This is a genomic window from Halarchaeum sp. CBA1220, from assembly GCF_003721175.2.
In the GTDB taxonomy this organism is placed as follows: Archaea; Halobacteriota; Halobacteria; order Halobacteriales; family Halobacteriaceae; genus Halarchaeum; species Halarchaeum grantii.
This window is the reverse complement of the sequence record NZ_CP054707.1, coordinates 1,733,549-1,749,563: the sequence shown is the minus strand read 5'-3', so window position 1 is coordinate 1,749,563 and position 16,015 is coordinate 1,733,549. Positions and strand designations below refer to the sequence as shown.

Here is a 16,015-nt window from a genome sequence, read left to right as displayed (position 1 = left end):
CGGCGCACCCCGAAGCACATTAACTACTGGAGAGTGACGAGGGTCGTATGAAGGGTGTGCTCCTCTCCGGCGGTACGGGCTCGCGGCTCCGGCCGATAACGCACACGGGGCCGAAGCAACTCGTCCCGGTGGCGAACAAGCCAGTGATCGAGTACGCGATAGAGGACCTCCGGGAGGCGGGGATCACGGAGATCGGGGTCGTCCTCGGGAACAAGGGCCGCGAGGAGATCCAGGACTTCCTCGGTGACGGCTCGGCGTACGGCGTGGACATCACGTACATCATCCAGGGGAACCCGCTCGGGTTGGCGCACGCGGCGGGGTGTGCGCGCGACTTCGTCGGCGACGACGACTTCGTGATGTACCTCGGCGACAACATCCTGAAGCAGGGCGTCACGGAGCTCGTCGAGAGCTTCGAGGCGGGCGACTACGGTGCTGGGATCGCGCTCCAAGAGGTCGAGAACCCGGAGGCGTTCGGCATCGCGGACGTGGACGCCGACGGGACGGTGACGCGCCTCGTCGAGAAGCCGGACGACCCGCCGTCGAACCTGGCGTTAATCGGGATGTACGTCTTCTCGCCGGCGGTCTTCGACGCGATCGACGACCTCGAACCGTCGTGGCGCGGCGAACTCGAGATCACCGACGCCATCCAGTCCCTGCTCGACGACGGGTACGCCATCGACTCGCACGTCGTCACGGGCTGGTGGAAGGACACGGGCAAGCCCGAGGACATCCTCGAGGCGAACCGGCTCGTCCTCGAGGACGCCGCGCTCGAGGCCGAGGGGGAGATCGAGGACGGCGCGGAAACGCGGGGACGGATCGGGCTCGCGGCCTCGGCGACCATCGAGGAGGGCGCGGTCGTTCGCGGCCCGGTCTCCATCGCGGCGAACACGACCATCGAGAGCGGGACGTACGTCGGCCCCTACACCTCGATCGGCCCGAACTCGACGCTGTCGGGCGTTCACATCGAGAACAGCGTCGTGATCGGCGACTCGACGCTGACCGCCTCGGGACGCATCGTGGACAGCCTCCTCGGCCGGTCGGCGGACGTGGAGAGCGCGGACGACCTCCTCCCGGAGGGCCGCCGCCTCGTCGTCGGCGAGAACTCCAACCTCAAACTCTGATCATGCGCATCATCACCATCACGTGCCCGGAGTGTGGCACCGTCGTCGCGGCGAACGAACTCGAGTCGAAACGCGTCATGAAGTGCCCCGGACTCGACTGCGAGCACGTCCTCCGCTTCGATGCCCTCGACGCGGACGCGCGCGAGCACTTCCTCGCGAACCGGGAGCGCTATCGGCTTTAGGGCGGCGCGTCGCTCGGCGCGCCGAGCGCGTCCGCGATGGCGTCGATGTCGTCCGCGAGCGTCGGCTGTGGGCGGCCGAGCGTTCGCTCGACGCGCGAGACGTCGAGGCAGGTGTAGGCGGGGCGGGCGGCGGCGCGGTCGACGTCGTCCCGGGAGCCGCGAACGAGGTGGTCGTCGCTCGCGTCGAGGCGGTCGGCGAGCGCGGCGCCGAACGCGTAGGGCGTGACGCAGGAGCGTGTGGCGACGTGGTAGGTTCCAGACGCCGAGGCGTCGACGAGGTCGCAGAGGGTCTCCGAGGCGTGGCCCGCCCGCGTCGGCGTGACGTGTTGGTCCGTGAACAGCGGCGTCTCCGCGCCGTCGGCGAGGCGGTCACGGACCCACGCCGGAAAGCCGGTGAGTGCGCCCGTGTTCGCGTGGCGGCCGTAGACGAAGGAGAGGCGCGTGAGGAGGGCGTCCGCGTCCGCACTCCGGACCCGCCGCTCGCCGTCGAGCTTCGACGCGCCGTACGTCTGGAGCGGGTTCGTCGGCGCGTCCTCGGCGTAAGGCGTCTCCCGGTCGCCGTCGAAGACGTAGTCGGTGGAGACGTGGAGGACGCGAGTGTCCCGCTCCGCGCAGGCCGCCGCGAGCGTGCCGGGCGCGTCGGCGTTCACGGCGTGCGCGCGCTCGGGCGCGGACTCGCAGGCGTCGACGTCGGTCATCGCCGCGCAGTTGACGACCCAGTCGGGGTCGCTGGCCGCGAGGCGGTCGCGGAGCGCCGCGTCGTCCGTGACGTCGAGGCGGTGGAGCGGGACGTCGAAGTCGGGCGCGGTCGTGTGGTAGGTGCCGGTGACGCGCCAGTCGCGCGCGACGGCGCTCGCGACGACGTTCGAGCCGAGGAGGCCGTTCGCGCCGAGGACGAGGAGGTGCACACGCGTCCCGTAGCGATGGAAACCTAAATAGGCACTACGGACGAGTGTCAGACGATGCGAGTACTCGTCACGGGAGGCGCGGGGTTCATCGGGTCGAACTTCGTCCACTACCTCCTCGACAACCACGACGACGAGGTGGTGACGCTGGACGCGCTGACGTACGCCGGGTCACTGGACAACCTCGAGGGCGTCCTCGAGGACCCGCGCCACGAGTTCGTGGAGGGGGACGTTCGGGACGAGGACCTCGTTCGCGACCTCGTCGCGGACGTCGATGCGGTGGTGCACTTCGCGGCGGAGTCGCACGTCGACCGCTCCATCGAGGGCGCGAAGCCGTTCGTCCAGACGAACGTCGAGGGGACGCAGGTGCTCCTCGACGCCGCGAAGGACGCGGGCGTCGAGCGCTTCCTCCAGATCTCGACCGACGAAGTGTATGGGCAGATACTCGACGGGACGTTCTCGGAGGACGACCCGCTGAACCCGCGGAACCCGTACGCGGCGACGAAGGCGAGCGCGGACCTGCTCGCGAAGAGCTTCGAGACGACGCACGACCTCCCCGTCGTCATCACGCGGACGTGCAACAACTTCGGGCCGCGCCAGCACTCGGAGAAGCTCATCCCGAAGTTCATCCAGCGCGCGAGCGAGGGGAAGTCTCTGCCCGTGTACGGCGACGGATCGAACGTCCGGGAGTGGATCTACGTCGAGGACAACTGCCGCGCGCTCGACGTCGTGCTCCGCGAGGGCGCGGTTGGTGAGGTGTACAACATCGGCAGCCACGCGGAGAAGACGAACCTCGAAGTGACCGAGGCGATCCTTGAGGCGGTCGGCGCGGACGACGACCTGATCGAGTTCGTCGAGGACCGCGCGGGCCACGACCAGCGCTACGCGCTCGACACCGAGAAGATCGGAGCGCTCGGCTGGGAGCCGACCTACTCCTTCGAGGAGGGCCTCCAGAAGACCGTCGACTACTACCTCGAGTGAGCGCGCGACCGAAACACGCAATCCTTTTTCCCTCGCCGACCCCCTTCTCGAAGCAATGCCGGACCATTCGGACGTCTGCGTCCTCATCCCGACGCTCGACGAGGCGGAGACCATCGGCGAGGTCATCGAGGCCTTTCGTGACCGGGGCTTCGACGAGGTCCTCGTCGTCGACGGGCACTCGACGGACGGGACGCGCGACATCGCGCGCGAGCACGGCGCGCGCGTCGTCGAGCAGTCGGGCGCGGGGAAGGGGCAGGCGGTCCGGGAGGGCGTCGAGCGCGTCGAGCGGCCGTACGTGCTGATGCTGGACGGCGACGGAACCTACCGAGCGGAGGACGCGGACGCGATGCTCGAACCCATCTTCGAGGGACGCGCCGAGCACGTCATCGGCGACCGGTTCGCGGAGATGGAGGCGGGCGCGATGAGCACGCTGAACGGCGTCGGGAACTCGATCATCAACCGGTCGTTCTCCTTCATCCACGGCCACGACTTCCGCGACATCCTGAGCGGCTATCGCGCGTTCACCGTGGAGTCCTTCGAGCGGATGCACCTCACCGCGGACGGGTTCGCCATCGAGACGGAGATGGCCGTCGAGTGCGCGAAACACGACATCCAGACGAGGGTCGTGGACATCACCTACCTCGAGCGGCCGGACGAATCGGACACGAACCTGCGGCCGTTCCGCGACGGCGCGCGCATCATCTTCGCGCTCTACAAGCTCGCGAAGACGAACAACCCGCTCTTCTACTTCGGGAGCGTCGGCGCCGGGTCGACGCTCGTCGGGTTCGTGACCGCACTCTACGTCGCGGTCGAGTGGGTCACCGTCGGCGTCTCGCACAACATCATGGCGCTGTTCGCGGCGTTCACCGTGCTCCTCGGCATCCAACTCCTCATGTTCGGCGTGCTCTCGGACCTGCTCGTGACGCTCCACCGCGAGCAGCTGCGGCGCCTCGAGAACCGGGACTAGCGCAGCGCGCTCAGGAGCCCCTTCGCGAAGACGCCGGGCGCGTTCCGCCGGGAGTGCTCGAGCGCGTAGCGGAGGCTGTCCGTGGCGGCCTCGTGGACGGGTGTACCGTGGCCGACGAGGACGCGCTCGGGGCGGAGACCCCGGAGCGCGCTCGGCGGCGTGAGCCGGAGGACGGGATGCACGCCGAGCCGTTCGTCGGTGCCGCGGAAGAACTCCGCCGTGCCGACGGCCTCGGGGACGACGAGCGTCTCGCCGTCGAAGAGCGCGGCTTCGTTCCAGACCGGCGTGTCGAGGACGCGGATGAGGCTGTAGTCGGTGCCGGGGAGCGTGCCGCTGAACGGTTCGGTCTGCACGCCGACGTCACGCGTCAGGAAGGCGGGCCGATAGACGGGGACGTCGTGGCGCGTCGCGACGGCGGCGCAGTCGCGTTCGTGGCGGTCGAGGAGGAGGACGACGCCCGCGACGTCCCCGAACTCGCTCACCAGCTCGTCGAGTCCGGGGGCGTCCACGGGGTCGACGAGGAAGACGCCGGCGTCCGTGTCGAGGACGTGGCTCGCGCGCGCCATCGCCTCCTCCGGGTGGGCGAGCCACGTCGTCCCGCCAGTGAATCGGCCGTGCTCCTCGAGCTCGTCGGCGGGGTCGTCGGCGCGCATCGGCATATTCGGGAATTCGCGCGGCACGACCAAGAGCGTTCGGCCCGGCTCATCGGCTGCCGCGAGACGGCGCCGACCGAGGCCGCCGAACGCCCGGCCGCGGCCGCCGGACGACGCCGGATGCTTTTTTGCCCCGATACGCGTGTACCGCGTATGGACTCGCCTGATGCGACGCACGACCCCGGTCGGGAGATGGCGTCACACGCGGTCGACTCGAACGAGCGGGGACGGTGGACGTGACGGCCGTGATTCTGGCGGCGGGCGAGGGGACTCGCCTGCGGCCGCTGACCGAGTCGCGCCCGAAGGCGATGCTCCCGGTGAGTAACCGCCCGATCCTCGAACACGTCGTCGAGGCCGTCGCCGAGGCGGGTATCGACGACCTCGTCCTCGTCGTCGGCTATCGCCGCGAGCGCATCCAGAGCTACTTCGGCGACGGGGACGCGTGGGACGTCGACATCGAGTACGTCGTGCAGGAGAAACAGCTCGGCACCGGCCACGCCCTCCTTCGGGCCGAGGAGCACGTCGAGGGGGCGTTCGTCGCGCTGAACGGCGACCGCATCGTCGAGGCCGAGGACGTCGCGCGCGTCGTCGAGACGCTGGAGGTGAACGGCGAGACGGCGCTCGGCGTCGCGCGCACGTCCCGCCCGAGCGACTACGGCGTCGTCACCCTCGAGGGTGAGGCCGTCGTCGACATCGTCGAGAAACCGCCGCGTCACGCGACGCGCTCGGAGGTCGTGAACGCCGGACTCTACGGCTTCACTCCCGACATCTTCGAGGCGCTTCGGGAAACCGAGACGGACGGCGAACTCGGTGTCACGGACGCCCTCGAGCGCCTCGTCGCCGAGGGGGCCGTCGCCGCCGTCCGACTGCAGGGGCAGTGGCTCGACGTCTCCTTCCTCTGGGGGCTCCTGCACGTGAACGCCCACGTCATCGAGGCGTCGACGGCGGACTCCGCGCGCGTCGCCGACGCCGCGTCCGTCGTCGGTGACGTCGCGCTCGGTGCCGACACGCGCGTCCGACCGGGCGCGCGCGTCCTCACCGGGACGGCGCTCGGCGACAACGTCGACGTCGGCGCGAACGCCGTCGTCTCGAACTCCGTCGTCCTCCCCGACGCCACCATCGGCGACGGCGCGGTCGTCTGCGACGCCGTGGTCGGTGCGAACGCCGAGGTCCGCGCGAACGCCACCGTCGAGGGCGGTGACGCGGACGTGACGGTGGGGGACCGCGTCCACGAGGGCGTCCGACTCGGCGCGGTCGTCGGCGACAACACCAGCGTCGGCGGTGCGGCGACGCTCGCGCCCGGGGCGGTCGTCGGGAATCGCGTGGACGTCGAGACGGGGTCGCACGTCGACGGTCGCATCGAGAGCGACGCGGTCGTCCGGAGGGCCTGACGATGTGCGGCATCGTCGGCTACGCCGGCCACCGCGACGCCCTCCCGCTACTCGCGGGCGGCCTCTCGAACCTCGAGTACCGCGGCTACGACTCCGCCGGCATCGCGCTCTGTACGGGCGACGACGTCACCGTCTACAAGACCGTCGGGGAGGTCGACGCCCTGCGCGAGACGCTCCCCGACTCCTCGCAGGCCACCGTCGGCATCGGCCACACGCGCTGGTCGACGCACGGCAGGCCGACGGACGAAAACGCCCACCCGCACACGGACTGCACGGGCGAGATCGCGGTCGTCCACAACGGCATCATCGACAACTACGACGCGCTGAAGGCCGAGCTCGAAGCCGAGGGTCACGCGTTCAAGAGCCAGACGGACACGGAGGTCGTCCCGCACCTCGTCGAGGCCGAACGCGCCGCCGGCAAGGGCGCGAAGGCGGCGTTCGAGGGTGCGGTCGCGCGCCTCGAGGGGAGCTTTGCGCTCGCGATGGTCGCGGGCGACGGCGAGGAGATCTACCTCGCGCGACGCGACTCCCCGCTTTGTGTCGGCCACGGCGACGGCGAGACGTTCGTCGGGAGCGACGTCACGGCGTTCCTCGAGCACGCCCGCGAGGTCACCTACCTCGAGAACGGCGATATCGCCGTCGTCACTCCGGACGGTATCACCGTCGAGCACGACGGCGCCCCCGTCGAGCGGCCGGTCGAGCGGATCGAGTGGGAGGCCGACGCCGCCGAGAAGGGGGGCTACGAGCACTACATGCTCAAGGAGATCCACGAGCAGCCACACGCGCTCCGGCAGGCGCTCTCCGGGCGCGTCGACGAACGACACGGGAGCGTCGACCTCGACGTCGACCTCCCCGAGGAGTACGTGCGCTCCCTTGAGGAGATACAGGTCGTCGCCTGCGGCACCTCGCATCACGCCGGCCTCTACGCCGCCCGGCTCCTCGAGTCGCACGCGGACGTCCGCACCACCGTCCACGTCGCGAGCGAGTACGAGTTTACGGGCGGCCGCGACCCTGGGCGGACGCTCGTCGTCGCCGTCACGCAGAGCGGCGAGACCGCCGAAACGCTCGGCGCGCTCCGCGACGCCGCCCGCGCCGGCGCACGAACGCTCGCCGTCACGAACGTCGTCGGGTCCTCGGTCGCGCGGGCGGCCGACGAGTCGCTCTACATCCGCGCCGGCCCCGAAATCGGTGTCGCCGCGACGAAGACGTTCGTCTCGCAGGTCGCGACGCTCGCGCTCGTCGCCGTCCACGTCGGCCGCGAACGCGGCGTGCTCTCCGCGGTGGAGGCGAGCGAGTTGCTCGGTGACGTCCGGGGACTCCCCGGCGCCGTCCAGCGCGCGCTCGACGCCGACCAGCAGGTGCGAGAGGTCGCCGAGGCGTACGCGGACTCGGAGGCGTTCTTCTTCATCGGCCGGTACTTGGGGCACCCCGTCGCGCTCGAAGGGGCACTGAAGCTCAAGGAGATCAGCTACGACCACGCCGAGGGGTTCCCCGCCGGCGAGCTCAAGCACGGCCCGCTCGCACTGGTGACGGAGGAGACGCCGGTCATCGCCGTCCTCACCGAGGGGGCGCGACCCGACGAGACCCTGAACAGCGTCAAGGAAGCCGAGTCGCGCGGCGCACCCGTCATCGGCTGTCACTCCGACGGCCACGGCGAGAAGTTCATCGACGCCTCCCTCGAAGTGCCCGCGCTCGGGGAGATGGAGCCGCTCGCCGCGAACGTCTACCTCCAGCTCTTCGCGTACCACGTCGCGAACAGCAAGGGGCGCGCAATCGACAAACCGCGGAACCTCGCGAAGAGCGTGACCGTCCGGTAGCGCGGCGCCTCCGCACGGTATCGCGTTCACCGCCGAACGCGGGTGTCTTTTTGCGCCTGCGCCCCCTCTATTCCGTATGGGATTGGACGAAGACGCGCTCGAGTACCACGAGCGCGAACCCCCGGGAAAACTGGAGATAGCGACGACGAAACCGACGAACACGCAGCGCGACCTCTCGCTGGCGTACTCGCCCGGCGTCGCCGCACCGTGCCGGAAGATCGACGAGAACCCGGACGACGCCTACAAATACACGGCGAAGGGGAACTTGGTGGGGGTGGTGTCGAACGGGTCGGCGGTGCTCGGGCTCGGCGACATCGGCGCACAGGCCTCCAAGCCCGTCATGGAGGGGAAGGGCGTCCTCTTCAAGCGCTTCGCCGATATCGACGTCTTCGACATCGAGCTGGAGCACTCGGAGGTGGACGCCTTCGTCGAGTCGGTGGCGGCGATGGAGCCGACCTTCGGCGGCGTCAACCTCGAGGACATCAAAGCCCCCGAGTGCTTCGAAATCGAGGAACGCCTCCGCGAGCGCATGGACGTCCCCGTCTTCCACGACGACCAGCACGGCACCGCCATCATCAGCGGGGCGGCGCTCCTCAACGCCGCCGAAATCGCGGGGAAAGACCTCGAGGACCTCGAAGTCGCGTTCTCGGGTGCCGGCGCGGCCGCCGTCTCCTGCGCGAAGTTCTACGCCTCGCTGGGCATCCCGCACGAGAACATCACGATGTGCGACATCGACGGCGTCCTCTCGCAGGAGCGCGCGGACGCCGGCGAGTTGAGCGAGCACGCCGAGCCGTTCGCGCAGGGCGTCGAGTCGGGCGAACTCGCGGACGCGATTGCGGGCGCGGACGTCCTCGTCGGCCTCTCGGTGGGGGGCATCGTCTCCCAAGAGATGATTCGTTCGATGGCGGACGACCCCATCGTCTTCGCGATGGCGAACCCGGACCCGGAGATCGGCTACGAGGAGGCGAAGAACGCCCGCGACGACACCGTCATCATGGCGACGGGGCGCTCGGACTACCCGAACATGGTGAACAACGTGCTGGGGTTCCCGTTCATCTTCCGGGGCGCCCTCGACGTTCGAGCCACCGGCATCACCGAGAACATGAAGGTCGCCGCCGCCCGCGCGCTCGCGGAGTTGGCTCGCGAGGACGTGCCCGACCAGGTCGTGAAGGCGTATGGGGATCAGCCCCTCCAGTTCGGCCCCGAGTACATCCTCCCGAAACCGCTCGACCCGCGCGTCCTCTTCGAGGTCGCCCCCGCCGTCGCCGAGGCCGCGATGGAGGAGGGCATCGCGCGCGATAGCGTTGACCTCGACGCGTACCGCGAGCGCCTTGAGGCCCGCCTCGGCAAGAGCCGCGAGATGATGCGCGTCGTCCTCAACAAGGCCGAGACGGACCCGAAGCGCGTCGCCCTCGGCGACGGGGACGACGAGAAGATGATTCGCGCCGCCTACCAGCTGCAGGACCAGGGCATCGCCGAGCCGGTTCTCCTCGGGGATTCGGAGACGGTCGAGGCCGTCGCGGCCGACCTCGGCCTCGACTTCGACCCGGAGGTCGTCGACCCGGCGGAGCATGCGAGCGAGCGCTACGCCGAGCGCCTCTACGACCTCCGCAAGCGCAAGGGCGTCACGCGGCGCGAGGCGTCCGAGCTCCTCACGCGCGACACGAACTACTTCGGGAGCGCGATGCTCGAGACCGGCGACGTCGACGCCTTCCTCACCGGGCTCACGAACCACTACCCGTCGGCGCTCCGCCCGCCCCTCGAAGTCGTCGGCACCGCGCCCGACACGGACGTCGTCGCCGGCGTCTACATGCTGACGTTCAAGAACCGCGTGCTCTTCTGCGCGGACGCGACGGTGAACCTCGACCCGAGCGCCGAGGAGCTCGCCGAAATCACGCGCCACGTCGCGAACCTCGCACGTCGGTTCGACGTCGAACCCCGGGCCGCGCTCCTCTCCTACTCGGACTTCGGGAGCGTCGAGAACGAGGGCACCGCGAAGCCCCGCGACGCCGTCGCAACGCTCCACGACGACCCGACGGTGGACTTCCAGGTGGACGGCGAGATGCAGGCCGACACCGCCGTTCTCGAGGACGTTCTGGCGGACACCTACGACTTCGCGGAACTCGACGGACCCGCGAACTGCCTCGTCTTCCCCAACCTCGAAGCCGGGAACATCGCGTACAAACTTCTCCAGCGCCTCGGCGGCGCGGAGGCCGTCGGCCCCGTCCTCGTCGGCATGGACGAGCCCGTCCACGTCATCCAGCGCGGCGACGAGGTCAAGGACATCGTGAACCTGGCGAGCGTCGCCGTCGTCGAAGCCCAAGAGGAGTAGGGCGGGGTTAGTAGTACCAGGCGTCGTCGTCGAAGTCGGGGTCGCGGCCCTCGAGGAAGGCGTCGCGGCCCTCCTGTGCTTCGTCGGTCATGTAGCCGAGTCGCGTGGCTTCGCCGGCGAAGACCTGCTGGCCGACCATGCCGTCGTCGGTCGCGTTGAAGCCGTACTTGAGCATCCGCATCGCCATTGGGGACTTCTCGCACATCCGCGCGGCCCACTCGAGGGCCGTCTCCTCCAACTCCTCGTGCGCGACGGCTTCGTTCGCCATCCCCATGTCGACGGCCTCCTCGGCGGAGTAGGTCTTCCCGAGGAAGAAGACCTCACGGGCTTTCTTCTGGCCGACCTGCTTGGCGAGGTAGGCGGAGCCGAAGCCGGCGTCGAAGGAGGCGACGTCCGGGTCGGTCTGGAGGAACTTCGCGTGCTCGGCGCTCGCGAGCGTCAGGTCGCAGACGACGTGGAGGCTGTGGCCGCCGCCGACCGCCCAGCCGGGGACGACGGCGACGACGGGTTTCGGCATGAAGCGGATCGCGCGCTGAACTTCGAGGATGTGGAGACGACCCGCCTCGGCCTCGTCGACCGCCTCGTCACCCTCGGCGTCCGCCTCGTGATACTCGTAGCCTTCTTTTCCCCGAACCGACTGGTCGCCGCCGGAGCAGAAGGCCCAGCCGCCGTCCGTCGGGCTCGGGCCGTTCCCGGTGAGGAGGACGCAGCCGACGTCGGACTGGCGTTTCGCGTGGTCGAGCGCGGTCGCGAGTTCGTCGACGGTCTGCGGGCGGAAGGCGTTGCGGACTTCGGGGCGGTCGAAGGCGATGCGGAGCGCGCCGACGTCGCGCGCGCGGTGGTAGGTGATGTCGTCGAAGTCGAATCGCTCCACCGACTCCCAGCGCTCGGGGTCGAAGATCTCGGAGACCTCGCTCATGCCCGAGGGTGGGGGTGGGCCGCGCTAAAAGGTTCGCGTCTCCGCGTCCCCGTCCGCGTCGTCGCCGTCGGCCGCGTCGTCCTCGGGGCTGTCGCGGCCCGCGTCCGCACGAACCGGGACGAGCGTCGTGTCGGGGGCGTCCAGCGGGCTGTCCGAACCGGTCACCCACGCGGTGAGGTAGACGACGCAGGCGGCGACGACGGCGGCGGGGAGTTGGAGCGTGAACGCACCGTAGACGACAGTGACGGCCATCGCGATGTAGACGAGCGTGCGGCGGTTCAGGCCGCCGTAGTAGACGAAGGCGGCGAGGACGAGCAGACCGGCGAACGCGCCGGCGCCGATGAGGAGTTCGGCGACGACAGCGAGGCTGTACAGCAGCGCGAGGACGCCGACGAGCACGAGGCCGGCGGCGGCGAGCACGCGCGTCGTGTGATTGGAGGGCATCGCTCGGACGTCGCTCGCGGAGACACAAAAATCTCGGGGAACAGTCAGGTAAGTCGCTCGCGGACGCGCTCGGCGATGGCTTCGCGCGTGCGGTGGGAGGCCTCGGCGTCCGACGACACCTCGATGACCTGCGTGCCGTCGCTCTCGACGCTCGCCGCGTAGGCGGCTGCGAACTCCGCGAGGCCGGCCGCCCGCACGTAGTCGAAACCGTAGAGGTTGGCCGTCGGCGCGAAGTCGAGGCCGTGGGGCGTCCTGAACTGCCCCTCGAATGGCGGGTCGAAGGCCTCGATGGGGAGCATGTGGAAGATGCCGCCGCCGTCGTTGTTCACGAGGACGATCGTCGCATCGACGCCGCAGCGCTCGAGGGCGAGCAGCCCGTTGGAGTCGTGGTAGTACGCGAGGTCGCCCGTCAGGAGGACGAGCGGGTCGTCGGCGGCGCTCCCCGCGCCGAGCGCGGAGGAGGTGACGCCGTCGATGCCGGAGGCGCCGCGGTTTCCGAGCACGGTGAGGTCGCCCGCCCGGGGCGCGCCGTAGCGGTCGACGTCGCGGACGGGCATGCTGTTCGAGACGAAGAGCGTCGCGGGGTCGGGCGCGTCCGCGACGACGCGGCGTGCGACCGCGCCCTCGAAGGCGTCGTCCGTCGCGTCGACCACCTCAGCGTGCACGCGCTCGGCCTCCGCGAGCTCGGGCCAGTCGGCACACCCCGTCTCGACGCGCGCCGCGAGGGCGTCCGCGAGCACGCCCGGGTCGGCGACAACGAGGTCCGTCGCGGTGAACGTCGCCTCGCGCCACTCGCCCGCCGGGTCGACGACGACCTGCCGGGCGTCGACGCGCGCGAGGTAGGTCCGTAGCGGCTTCGACGTCGGCGACGCCCCGACCCGGAGGACGAGGTCGGGGTCCGGCCACGACGCGGTGACCTCGGGGTGGAGGTAGCCGTCGTAGCCGCCGTAGACCGGCGCCGAGTCGACGTGCGGGCCGTAGCGGAGTCCCGAGAGCGGGTCCGCGAGTATCGGGGCGCCGGCCGCCTCGGCGAACCCGACGAGTTCGTCGGCGTAGTCGCGGTCGGTCGGCCCCGCGACGACGAGGGCACGCTCGGCGCGCGTGACGGCGTCCGCGAGGTCCGCGAGCGTCGCCTCGTCGGGCGTGAGTCGGCCCTGCGCCGTCGCGACGAACGGCCCCTCGCGTCCGTGCGCGGCCAGCGGGTGCTCGCGCTCCCAGTTCGCGGGGACGCCGTGTGGCGAGTCGGACGGCGCCTCGGTCGGTTCGAGGGGTTTTGCGAACGGGACGTTCAGGTGGACGGGGCCCGGACGCGTGCCCGTCGCGGCCGCGACGGCGCGGTCCGCCGTCACGCGAACCGAGCGGAGCTTTCGTGCCTCGACGGCGGGCTCCGGAAGGTCCGCGTAGTAGCGGACGGCGTCGCCGTAGAGCTTCTCCTGGTCGATGGTCTGGTTCGCGCCGCTGTCCCGGAGCTCGGGCGGGCGGTCCGCCGTCAGCGCGACGAGCGGCACCCGCGACTGGGCCGCCTCGATCACGGCCGGGTGGAAGTTCGCCGCCGCCGTCCCGGACGTGCAGACGAGCGCGACCGGGTCGCCGAGGCGCTTCGCGCGCCCGAGCGCGAAGAACGCCGCCGAGCGCTCGTCGAGGTGGGAGTAGGTCGTCACGCCCTCGTGGGCGTCGAACGCGACGGTGAGCGGCGTCGAGCGACTCCCCGGCGCGACGCACACCGAGGAGACGCCGGCCTTCGCGAGTTCGTCCACGAGCACGCGCGCGTGGAGCGTCGCGCGGTTCGGCGCCGGCCCGTCGCCCGTCATCGGTCCCCTCCGCCCGCGTCGGGGGTCGCGTCACCGGCGCGCTCGAAGACGTCGAGGATGGGGCGATACTTCAACTGGACCTCCGCCCACTCGGCGTCCGGGTCGGAGTCCGCGACGATGCCCGCGCCCGCGAACGGCCGGACGTGCTCGCCGCGCGCGAGCGCCGACCGGAGCGCCACCGCGAACGTCCCGTCGCCCGACCCATCGAACCAGCCGACCGGCGCCGCGTACCAGCCACGGTCGAACGTCTCCGTCTCCCGGATCACGTCCAGCGCCGCGTCCGGCGGCAACCCTCCGACGGCGGGCGTCGGATGGAGGGCTTCGGCGAGCGAGAGGACGTGTTCGTCCGTCTCACCCGTGATCGGCGTGAAGAGGTGTTGGACGGTCGCGAGCTTGCGGACCGAGCGCTCGCCCGTCGCGACGTCCGAGGCGACGCCCCGCAGTTGCTCGCGGATGCGCTCGGCGACCACTTCGTGCTCGTGGCGGTACTTCGCCGACGAGCGCAGGTCCGCCTCGAGCTGCTGGTCGTCGTCCGGCGTCTCGCCGCGCCCGACCGTCGCCGCGAGCGCGCCCGTCCGGAGCTCGCGCCCGTCGCGCGTCACGAGGCGCTCCGGGGACGCCCCGAAGAACGTCGCGCCGTCCGTCGGGCGGAACGCGAACCGGAAGCACTCCGGATACGTCTCGCCGAGGCGCTCCAGCGCGTCCGGCAGGGAGAACGCGGCGTCGAGCGTCACGTCGAGCGCCTGGGCGAGCACCACCTTCTCGAGGTCGCCCGCGCGGATGCGCGCCGTCGCCGCCTCCACCTGCCGGCGCCACTCCGCGCGACTCGTCGTTCGCGCCGTCGAGACGACGCCCGGCGGCGGGTCCGCCGCGTGCTCCTCGGGGTCGAAGCGCTCGCGCACCGACGTGATCGTCGCCTCGACGCGCTCGACGCTCGCGCGCTCGCCCTGTGCGTTCACCGTCAGCCACGTCGCCTCGGGCGTCGTCACGACCTGCACGTGCGGGAGGACGAACGCCGCCGTCGGGAACCCCGCCCAGTGCGCCGTCGCCGAGTGGCCGTCGTGGAACGCGAACCCGCCGAGGAAACGCGGGCGCGCGACCGCTGGCGCGTCCGCCGGGCGGTCCACCGACTCGAAGACCGCGCCGGCGCGCTCGCGTACCGCCGCGAACCGCGCCGGACCCTCCGCCGTCACCTGCGCCGCCGCGCCGTAGCCCGTGACCGTCGGCTCGCCGGGCGCCGTCCAGACGGCGTTCGGCTTCCCGAGCGTCCGCAACAGCCCCGACAGCGACGCGTCCGGCAACCGGACCGTCCGACTGACGAGCCCCGCCGTGTCGGCCCGCGCGACGCCCTCGCGTTGATCCATCTACGACGAACTCGGAGTGCGTGCGCCTTAGCCCCTACGACCCACGGTCTCTCGCCGGGGCGCGCATCGCGCGCCCACGCTAACGGGGTCAGCTGTACCGTTCTTCCTCCCACGGGTTCGCGCTGACGGAGTAGCCGCGCTTCTCCCAGTAGCCCCGCTCGCGTTCGGTGAGGAAGGTGACGCCGTCCACCCACTTCGCGCCCTTGTAGGCGTAGCGATGCGGGGTGACGACGCGGAGGGGGCCGCCGTGCTCGCGCGGGAGGGCCTCGCCGTCGTAGTCCCACGCGAAGAGGACTTCGCGGCGGTTCACGACGTCCAGCGGGAGGTCGGTCGTGTAGCCGTCGAGGCCGTGGAACATGACGTGGACCGCGTCGGCGTCGACGTCGGCTTCCTCGAGGAGCGTCGGGAAGGTGACGCCGGTGAACTCGCAGTCGAGCTTGCTCCAGCCGGTGACGCAGTGGAAGTCCTGTCGCTGAGTCTCGCTCGGCAACTCGCGGAACGCCTCCCACGAGAGGTCGAACTCCTCGGCGACGGCACCCCGAACGCTGAACGACCACGTCTCGGGGTCCCAGTCGGGCGTCCCGCTCTTGTCGAGGACGGGGAAGGCGCTCGTTTCGGTCTGGCCGGGCGGGAGGCGCTCCTCGCCGAACTCCCGGTAGAGGTCCGTGACGTCCGTCACACTCATGCGACGACGTAGTGGCTCCGTACTTCTGAGCGTACCGGTATCGGGAAACAGCGCGCGCCGGCGACGGAAAGACAGTTTTCGTTTCTGAAAGCGATAGTTTCCGAACGGGAAAATCAGCCCGCCAAGTTTATACCGGGAGCCACCAAAACTCGGGTTAGACGAATGCCCAAGGTGGAAATCAACATCCCCGACCACATCGAGATGCAGATCGCCCAACTCGTCGAGCAGGGCGAGTTCCTGACCCGCGAGGACGCCATCGAGGACCTCCTCTCGGCCGGAATCAAGGCGTACAAGACGAGCGGCCCGATGGAGGACGACGACCCCGGCCTCGAGGACGAGGGTATGATGGGCCACGACGACGAGTACGTCTTCTAACGCGCCCTTTTTCGGTGTGTGACGCGCTAGCCAGCAAGGCTTAACCCGTCCTATACCCAAATTCGCCC

15 protein-coding genes are annotated in these 16,015 nt (G+C 70.5%); 8 read left to right on the top strand and 7 right to left on the bottom strand.

All coding sequences use genetic code 11. The annotated features are described in order from the left end of the window. Window positions 1-47 precede the first annotated feature (47 nt). Window positions 48-1,121, top strand: a complete 1,074-nt coding sequence (locus EFA46_RS09335) for a glucose-1-phosphate thymidylyltransferase (protein ID WP_123076412.1) — start codon at window positions 48-50, stop codon at window positions 1,119-1,121. A gap of 2 nt (window positions 1,122-1,123) precedes the next feature. Continuing rightward, on the top strand, window positions 1,124-1,303 hold the full coding sequence (locus tag EFA46_RS09330; protein WP_123076414.1) for a hypothetical protein: 180 nt from the start codon (window positions 1,124-1,126) through the stop codon (window positions 1,301-1,303). On the opposite strand, the gene EFA46_RS09325 is transcribed toward EFA46_RS09330, so the two are convergent. Continuing rightward, window positions 1,300-2,211 carry an NAD(P)-dependent oxidoreductase gene (locus tag EFA46_RS09325; RefSeq protein WP_123076416.1) on the bottom strand — a complete coding sequence of 304 codons (912 nt, stop codon included), beginning with the start codon at window positions 2,209-2,211 and terminating at the stop codon, window positions 1,300-1,302. The two genes, EFA46_RS09330 and EFA46_RS09325, sit on opposite strands and share 4 nt — an antisense overlap. Window positions 2,212-2,265: 54 nt before the next feature. On the opposite strand from EFA46_RS09325, the gene rfbB reads away from it, so the two are divergent. Together rfbB and aglJ are read left to right on the top strand one after the other, a co-directional pair. Then, on the top strand, window positions 2,266-3,189 hold the full coding sequence (rfbB, locus tag EFA46_RS09320; RefSeq protein WP_123076418.1) for a dTDP-glucose 4,6-dehydratase: 924 nt from the start codon (window positions 2,266-2,268) through the stop codon (window positions 3,187-3,189). Window positions 3,190-3,244: 55 nt separating this feature from the next. After that, window positions 3,245-4,156: an S-layer glycoprotein N-glycosyltransferase AglJ gene (gene aglJ / locus EFA46_RS09315; protein ID WP_123076420.1), complete on the top strand. Its 912-nt coding sequence runs from the start codon at window positions 3,245-3,247 to the stop codon at window positions 4,154-4,156. Here the strand turns inward: aglJ and EFA46_RS09310 are convergent. After that, window positions 4,153-4,809: a hypothetical protein gene (locus EFA46_RS09310; RefSeq protein WP_123077397.1), complete on the bottom strand. Its 657-nt coding sequence runs from the start codon at window positions 4,807-4,809 to the stop codon at window positions 4,153-4,155. The two genes, aglJ and EFA46_RS09310, sit on opposite strands and share 4 nt — an antisense overlap. A gap of 230 nt (window positions 4,810-5,039) precedes the next feature. Between EFA46_RS09310 and EFA46_RS09305 the strand changes: the two genes are divergently transcribed. The 3 genes from EFA46_RS09305 (at window position 5,040) to EFA46_RS09295 (ending at window position 10,349) form a co-directional block, all read left to right on the top strand. After that, on the top strand, window positions 5,040-6,200 hold the full coding sequence (locus EFA46_RS09305; protein WP_255494057.1) for a sugar phosphate nucleotidyltransferase: 1,161 nt from the start codon (window positions 5,040-5,042) through the stop codon (window positions 6,198-6,200). Between the two features lie 2 nt (window positions 6,201-6,202). Beyond that, complete coding sequence (glmS, locus tag EFA46_RS09300) at window positions 6,203-8,017, top strand: glutamine--fructose-6-phosphate transaminase (isomerizing) (RefSeq protein WP_123076422.1); 1,815 nt, start codon at window positions 6,203-6,205, stop codon at window positions 8,015-8,017. 76 nt (window positions 8,018-8,093) lie between these two features. After that, complete coding sequence (locus EFA46_RS09295; protein WP_123076424.1) at window positions 8,094-10,349, top strand: NADP-dependent malic enzyme; 2,256 nt, start codon at window positions 8,094-8,096, stop codon at window positions 10,347-10,349. A 7-nt stretch (window positions 10,350-10,356) separates the two neighbouring features. On the opposite strand, the gene EFA46_RS09290 is transcribed toward EFA46_RS09295, so the two are convergent. From EFA46_RS09290 to EFA46_RS09270, 5 genes are all read right to left on the bottom strand, one after another. Beyond that, window positions 10,357-11,268, bottom strand: coding sequence for a 1,4-dihydroxy-2-naphthoyl-CoA synthase (locus EFA46_RS09290; protein WP_123076426.1), 912 nt, complete (start codon window positions 11,266-11,268; stop codon window positions 10,357-10,359). A 24-nt stretch (window positions 11,269-11,292) separates the two neighbouring features. Continuing rightward, a complete protein-coding gene (locus tag EFA46_RS09285) occupies window positions 11,293-11,712 on the bottom strand; it encodes a hypothetical protein (protein WP_123076428.1) in 420 nt (139 codons plus the stop codon). A gap of 44 nt (window positions 11,713-11,756) precedes the next feature. Then, a complete protein-coding gene (gene menD, locus EFA46_RS09280) occupies window positions 11,757-13,523 on the bottom strand; it encodes a 2-succinyl-5-enolpyruvyl-6-hydroxy-3-cyclohexene-1-carboxylic-acid synthase (RefSeq protein WP_123076430.1) in 1,767 nt (588 codons plus the stop codon). Next, window positions 13,520-14,887 (bottom strand): isochorismate synthase MenF, encoded by a 1,368-nt coding sequence (locus EFA46_RS09275; protein ID WP_123076432.1) that lies wholly within the window; start codon window positions 14,885-14,887, stop codon window positions 13,520-13,522. Before EFA46_RS09275 ends, menD begins: the two co-directional genes overlap by 4 nt. 88 nt (window positions 14,888-14,975) lie before the next feature. Beyond that, window positions 14,976-15,572: a sulfite oxidase-like oxidoreductase gene (locus EFA46_RS09270; RefSeq protein ID WP_123076434.1), complete on the bottom strand. Its 597-nt coding sequence runs from the start codon at window positions 15,570-15,572 to the stop codon at window positions 14,976-14,978. A gap of 162 nt (window positions 15,573-15,734) precedes the next feature. Between EFA46_RS09270 and EFA46_RS09265 the strand changes: the two genes are divergently transcribed. Further along, a complete protein-coding gene (locus EFA46_RS09265; protein ID WP_123076436.1) occupies window positions 15,735-15,947 on the top strand; it encodes a cell surface protein in 213 nt (70 codons plus the stop codon). The last annotated feature ends 68 nt before the right edge of the window (window positions 15,948-16,015 follow it).

Bases quoted from the DNA above. Each gene is read 5' to 3' on its own strand.
- EFA46_RS09290 (WP_123076426.1), bottom strand. From the start codon at position 11,268: ATGAGCGAGGTCTCCGAGATCTTCGACCCCGAGCGCTGGGAGTCGGTG.
- menD (WP_123076430.1), bottom strand. From the start codon at position 13,523: ATGACGGGCGACGGGCCGGCGCCGAACCGCGCGACGCTCCACGCGCGC.
- EFA46_RS09275 (WP_123076432.1), bottom strand. From the start codon at position 14,887: ATGGATCAACGCGAGGGCGTCGCGCGGGCCGACACGGCGGGGCTCGTC.
- EFA46_RS09285 (WP_123076428.1), bottom strand. From the start codon at position 11,712: ATGCCCTCCAATCACACGACGCGCGTGCTCGCCGCCGCCGGCCTCGTG.
- EFA46_RS09295 (WP_123076424.1), top strand. From the start codon at position 8,094: ATGGGATTGGACGAAGACGCGCTCGAGTACCACGAGCGCGAACCCCCG.
- aglJ (WP_123076420.1), top strand. From the start codon at position 3,245: ATGCCGGACCATTCGGACGTCTGCGTCCTCATCCCGACGCTCGACGAG.
- rfbB (WP_123076418.1), top strand. From the start codon at position 2,266: ATGCGAGTACTCGTCACGGGAGGCGCGGGGTTCATCGGGTCGAACTTC.
- EFA46_RS09330 (WP_123076414.1), top strand. From the start codon at position 1,124: ATGCGCATCATCACCATCACGTGCCCGGAGTGTGGCACCGTCGTCGCG.
- EFA46_RS09310 (WP_123077397.1), bottom strand. From the start codon at position 4,809: ATGCGCGCCGACGACCCCGCCGACGAGCTCGAGGAGCACGGCCGATTC.
- EFA46_RS09265 (WP_123076436.1), top strand. From the start codon at position 15,735: ATGCCCAAGGTGGAAATCAACATCCCCGACCACATCGAGATGCAGATC.
- EFA46_RS09270 (WP_123076434.1), bottom strand. From the start codon at position 15,572: ATGAGTGTGACGGACGTCACGGACCTCTACCGGGAGTTCGGCGAGGAG.
- EFA46_RS09335 (WP_123076412.1), top strand. From the start codon at position 48: ATGAAGGGTGTGCTCCTCTCCGGCGGTACGGGCTCGCGGCTCCGGCCG.
- glmS (WP_123076422.1), top strand. From the start codon at position 6,203: ATGTGCGGCATCGTCGGCTACGCCGGCCACCGCGACGCCCTCCCGCTA.